This window comes from Propioniciclava sp. (assembly GCF_029977985.1).
Classification (GTDB): domain Bacteria; phylum Actinomycetota; class Actinomycetes; order Propionibacteriales; family Propionibacteriaceae; genus Propioniciclava.
The window spans coordinates 1-5,080 of sequence record NZ_JARKOT010000265.1; the positions used below are offsets into that span (position 1 = coordinate 1).

At 69.4% G+C, this 5,080-nt stretch carries 6 protein-coding genes; 2 read left to right on the plus strand and 4 right to left on the minus strand.

All coding sequences use genetic code 11. The features are described 5' to 3' along the window. Positions 1-1,416: DUF6056 family protein (locus Q1K57_RS14270; protein WP_300083760.1), on the minus strand; the 1,416-nt coding region annotated here is incomplete at its 3' end. Between the two features lie 139 nt (positions 1,417-1,555). Between Q1K57_RS14270 and Q1K57_RS14275 the strand changes: the two genes are divergently transcribed. Next, positions 1,556-2,239, plus strand: a complete 684-nt coding sequence (locus tag Q1K57_RS14275) for a glycosyltransferase family 2 protein (RefSeq protein ID WP_300083762.1) — start codon at positions 1,556-1,558, stop codon at positions 2,237-2,239. After that, complete coding sequence (locus Q1K57_RS14280) at positions 2,239-2,634, plus strand: DUF2304 domain-containing protein (RefSeq protein WP_300083764.1); 396 nt, start codon at positions 2,239-2,241, stop codon at positions 2,632-2,634. Before Q1K57_RS14275 ends, Q1K57_RS14280 begins: the two co-directional genes overlap by 1 nt. A gap of 461 nt (positions 2,635-3,095) precedes the next feature. Here Q1K57_RS14280 and Q1K57_RS14285 read toward each other — a convergent pair whose 3' ends face one another. The 3 genes from Q1K57_RS14285 to Q1K57_RS14295 all read right to left on the minus strand — a co-directional run. Beyond that, complete coding sequence (locus tag Q1K57_RS14285) at positions 3,096-3,461, minus strand: biotin/lipoyl-containing protein (RefSeq protein ID WP_300083767.1); 366 nt, start codon at positions 3,459-3,461, stop codon at positions 3,096-3,098. A gap of 22 nt (positions 3,462-3,483) precedes the next feature. Beyond that, positions 3,484-3,750: a hypothetical protein gene (locus Q1K57_RS14290; RefSeq protein ID WP_300083769.1), complete on the minus strand. Its 267-nt coding sequence runs from the start codon at positions 3,748-3,750 to the stop codon at positions 3,484-3,486. 5 nt (positions 3,751-3,755) lie between these two features. Continuing rightward, on the minus strand, positions 3,756-5,080 hold a 1,325-nt coding region (locus Q1K57_RS14295; protein WP_300083771.1), incomplete at its 5' end, for an acyl-CoA carboxylase subunit beta.

The window sequence follows — 5,080 nt, forward strand, 5'->3', positions numbered from 1 at the left end:
GACCGAGGTGGTTCCGTCGGCCACCGCACGCTGCATCAGCGCTTCGCGTTCGGCGGAGACCGCGCCGTTGGCGAACTCGATCGCCCCGATGACAGCGATGCCGACCAGACAGGTGCCGAGCACCAGCACGCGGAACGCCGCGGCGACGACCGGACGGGCCTCGCGGACGCCCTCGAGCAGCGGCCGGGCAGTGAGGACGAGGAGGCCGGTGAGGGTGATGATCGGGCCGACGAGGTTGCGCGGCCCGATCGGGGAGACCACGAGGAGTGGCCCGAGCATGAGCAGGGTGGCGACGAGGAACCCGAACCACGCCGCCCGATCGCCGGGGTCGTGGACGTGACGCATCCCCAGCCACACCACCAGGCCGAGGGCGACCAGCAGCGCGACCAGGTCGAGGGCGAGGAAACGCGTCGCGCAGGTGTCGACCGCGTTCTCCGGGCAGCTGAGGCGATCACCGGCGAACAGGCGGCTGACGAGGGAGTACGCGCCGATCGCGAGCCCGCCGGCCACCGCGACGGCATCGGCTCGCCGGGCGGCTCGTCGCGGAGCCGACGGGTCGCGGGGCGTGCCAACGCCGAACCCCAGGCCGAGGCTGACCCCGGCGAGCAGCACCGCCAGCACCGGCACCGAGAAGAGGAAGTTGCCGGTCACCGTCGCGTAGTTGGCGATCATCTTCGCCCACGCGCCGGCGGCCGTCGCGGGGTAGGAGAAGTAGGCGTCCTCGTGGGTGGACACCTCGCGCAAGCCCGGCGAGGCGAACATGACGGCGGTGCCCACGATCGCGCCGAGCGCCCAGCCCACCAGGGCGTGCGCCGGACGCCGCCGACGCGCCCACGCGAGCGCGACCGCCCCGACCGACAGCCCGAGGACCGCCACCGTCACGTGCTCGACGAACAGGCACGTCACGGCCGACAGGCCCCCGCACCCCACGGCACTGCCCCAGCCGTCGCGACGCGGCCACCGACCCGCGACCGAAGCCACGAGGAGAACGACGCCGATCAGCGGCGGGACGTAGTTGAAGAAGCCTGCCGACCAGCCGTAACTCTCGCGGAGGACGCCGCCGGGCAGGAGGAACACGCCGGCGAAGCAGGCGAGCGTGGCCCACAGCGACGTGAGCCGGGTCGCGCGGCGGAGGGCGACGACGAGACCGAGAACGGTCAAGGCCTTGGTGGCCGCGCGGAGCCACGGCGGGTCGATGAGGACGAACGAGATGGTGTTGCCCACGATCCGGCCGTTGTGATTGAGGTACGACGTCACGGCCTCGCGGGTGAGGGCGGCCATACTCTTGTCGGCGAAAGCGATGCGGCGCCAGTCGTCGCTCGTGGGGGGCATCCAGAGGGCGAAGAGGAACACCACGACGGTGAGTGCCACCCACCACGGCCACGGGGTGCGCCGCAGGGACTGGGCCATGCTCATGGACAACTCCTGGTCTCGCGTTCGCACCGGTCCTGCCCGCGGCGACACCCTAGCACCGATGCCCGCCTGCCTCGGCCGGCCCCGCCGCCGCCTCGGCTTACACTGAGGGGGTGATGTCGCGCACACCGAGGCTGCCCGCATGAGGTCGGACGTCGCGGTCGTGATCCCCGTCCACAACGAGGAACAGGTCGTCGAGCAGGTCGTCCGCGCGGTCCGCGCGGAGTACGAGAACGTGATCTGCGTCAACGACGGCAGCACCGACGGCTCAGCCGCGGCGGTGGCCCGCACCGGCGCCTTCCTCATCAACCACCCGATCAACATGGGTCAGGGCGCCGCGCTGCAGACCGGCATCGAGTTCGTGCGCACGCTGCCCGGCATCCGGTACGTGGTGACGTTCGACGCCGACGGTCAGCACCGGCTCGTCGACGTGGCACGCATGCTCGCCGAGATCGAGGCCAGCGGCGTCGACGTGGTGCTGGGGTCTCGGTTCCTCGACGAGCAGCCCTCCGCGATGCCGACCGCCAAGCGCTGGGTGCTGAAGCTGGCCATCGCGTTCAGCAATCTCGTCTCCGGCCTCCGGCTCACCGACACGCACAACGGCCTGCGGGTCTTCACCCGTCGCGTGGCCGATGCGCTGCAGATCACGATGCCCGACATGGCGCACGCCTCGGAGATCGTGGACATCATCGCCACCCACCACTACTCCTACCGCGAGGTGCCCGTGCAGATCGCCTACACCGAGTACTCGCTTGCGAAGGGTCAGTCGATCACCAACGCGGTGAACATCGCGTTCGACACCCTGCTCAGGAAGGTGAGCCGCTGATGTGGGTCCAGGTCGCGGTCATCGTCGTCGGCGTGCTGCTCGTCGTCTACCTGCTTCGCGGGCGTCGTCCCAGCACGATCAGCGCCGGCAAGAAGGCCGGGCTGGTCCTGCTGGCCGTCGTCATGGTCGTCACCGTTCTCAATCCCGAGTTGACCACGCGGGTGGCGCGCATCTTGGGTGTCGGGCGCGGCGCCGACCTCCTGCTCTACGCCCTGTCGGCCGCTTTCGTCGTGTACGCCCTCTCGCAGTACGCCAACCGGCAGTCCGACCGGAACACGATCCACCGGCTGGCTCGCCGCGTCGCCCTGCTGGAGGCGAGGGAGAAGTTCGGCGATCCCCCGGTTCCTCCGCGTCCCACCCCTGAGCCCGGTGGCGCGGACGAGCCCCATCGCTGAAGCGCGAACGACCCGCTCCCGAGCCATGAGCCCACCCCACCGGGGCGCGATCCGACCACGCCGGAAAGCAAGTCAGCACATCGCAGCCGCGCTGGGGTGCACGGTCCAGCTTCGTACTCCGCGCTGGCCCACCCTTCAGCCGAGTCGCTCGGTCCACACAGCGACCTCGGGCTGGTTTCTGGGTTTCGAATGCGCTTCAATGTGCGTGGGGCGGGGCAAACGGGTGGCGCTCCTCCTACGCCGCGGGTTTCACGCAGGTGCCAACTCGCCTCCGGATTGCCCCTCGGCATCGAAGCGGAGGGGCAATCTGAACCTCAGGTTCAGGTTGCACTGGGCACACAGGGGTGAACCCCCAGCCGTGAGCGCACGCGGGGTCCCGTTAGGCAGCCTTGAGCCGGCAGGCACGAAACGCGCTGTGGGTCGCCCCGTCGAGGGACGACCCACAGCGGCTTTGCGGCAGGTCAGGCCAGTTCGATGAGGGCCTCGCCGCCGGCGACGGCGTCCCCCTGACTGACGAGGATCCGAGCGACCGTGCCGTTGGCGGGCGCGGTGATCTCGGTCTCCATCTTCATGGCCTCGAGCACGAGCAGCACCTGACCGGCCTCGATCTCGGCGCCCTCCTCCACGAGGATGCGCGACACGGAACCCGACAGGGGCGCCGTGACCGCGTTGGCGGAGGTGGCCTGCACGGACGCGGTGGACGCGACCGGGGCGTGCATCGCCCCGCCGCCCGCTCCGATGACGATCGCAGGGGCCTGGCGTTCGGTCTCCTCGACCTCCACCTCGATGTCGTACGGGATCCCGTTGACGGTGACCTTGAGCTTCATGGGTGTCGGACTGCCTTTCGGATCAGCGCAGGTACAGCGGCGCGTGGACGTGCTGGGAACGGCGCGTGGTGGACTGCCAGGCGGCCGAGCGGGTGAAGTGGCCCGCCCGGCGCTTGGCCTTGTGGCCGAGGTACGCGGCGACGGCCGCGCTGATCGCGATGATCACGTCCTCGGGCACGTTCTGCGCGTTGAGGAGCTTGATGCTCTTGATTTCGCCTTCGAGGCTCTCGACCCGTTCGGTGAGGGCCTTGACGGCGGCGAGGAGTTCGGCGTTGACGTCGTCGGTCATGACGATCACACCGGCCCGAGGCCGTGCTTCTTGGCCGGCCGCAACTCGCGCTTGTTGACGAGGATCTCGAGCGCCATGGCCACCTTGCGGCGGGTGTCCGCGGGGTTGATGATGTCGTCGACCAGGCCGCGGGAAGCGGCCACGAAGGGCGTGGAGAAGGTGTCCCGGTACTCCTGGACGAGTTCTTCGCGCTTCGCCTTCGGGTCGTCGGCCGCCTCGATCTCCTTGCGGAACACGACGGACGCCGCACCTTCCGCCCCCATGACCGCGATCTCGGCGGTCGGCCAGGCGAACACCTGGTCGGCGCCCAGGTCCTTGGAGCACATGGCCAAGTAGGCGCCGCCGTAGGCCTTGCGCAGCACGACCGTCACCTTCGGCACCGTGGCCGCGGAGTAGGCGTACAGCATCTTCGCGCCGTGGCGGATGATGCCGCCGTGCTCCTGGGCGACGCCGGGCAGGAAGCCGGGGACGTCGACCAGCGTGACGAGCGGGATGTTGAATGCGTTGCAGAACCGGATGAACTTGGACGCCTTGTCGGACGCGTTGATGTCCAGGACGCCCGCCATCACGGCCGGCTGGTTGGCGATGACGCCGATGCTGCGCCCGTTGATGCGGGCGAAACCGACGACGATGTTCATCGCGTAGCCGGCCTGTACCTCGAGGAAGTCGCCGTGGTCGACCATGCGGGTGATGACCTCGCGGACGTCGTAGCCCTTCGTGCCTTCCGGCGGCACGATTTTCAGCATGCCGTGGTCGGCCTCGACGTACGGGTCGGGGTCGACGATGGGGGCGTCCTCGGTGTTGTTCTGCGGCAGGAAGCTGAGCAGCTTCTGCGCGATGAGGATGGCCTCCTCGTCGTTCTCCGCGACGAAGTGGTTGACACCGGAGGTGCCCATGTGGGCGTCCGCGCCGCCGAGGGCGTCGCCGGTGACCTTCTCTCCGGTGACCTGCTCGATGACGTTCGGGCCGGTGATGAACATCTGGGCCTTGCGCGTCTGGATGATGAAGTCGGTGAGCGCCGGGCTGTAGGCGGCGCCACCGGCGCACGGGCCGCCGATGATCGAGATCTGCGGGACCGAACCGGACAGCTTCACGTTCGAGTAGAACACCTGGCCGTAGCCGGACAGCGAGTCGATGCCCTCCTGGACGCGCGCGCCGCCCGAGTCGTTGATGAAGACGAACGGTGTTCCGCACTTGAGCGCGGACTCCATCATCTCGACGACCTTCTTACTGTGCGTCTCGCCCGCGGAACCCCCGACGACGGTGAAATCCTGGCTGGCGATGTGCACCGGCCGGCCGAACACCGACCCGGTGCCGGTGACGACGCCGT

Excerpts from the sequence above, each read along its gene's own strand:
- Q1K57_RS14275 (WP_300083762.1), top strand. The coding sequence starts at position 1,556 with ATGAGGTCGGACGTCGCGGTCGTGATCCCCGTCCACAACGAGGAACAG.
- Q1K57_RS14280 (WP_300083764.1), top strand. The coding sequence starts at position 2,239 with ATGTGGGTCCAGGTCGCGGTCATCGTCGTCGGCGTGCTGCTCGTCGTC.
- Q1K57_RS14285 (WP_300083767.1), bottom strand. The coding sequence starts at position 3,461 with ATGAAGCTCAAGGTCACCGTCAACGGGATCCCGTACGACATCGAGGTG.
- Q1K57_RS14290 (WP_300083769.1), bottom strand. The coding sequence starts at position 3,750 with ATGACCGACGACGTCAACGCCGAACTCCTCGCCGCCGTCAAGGCCCTC.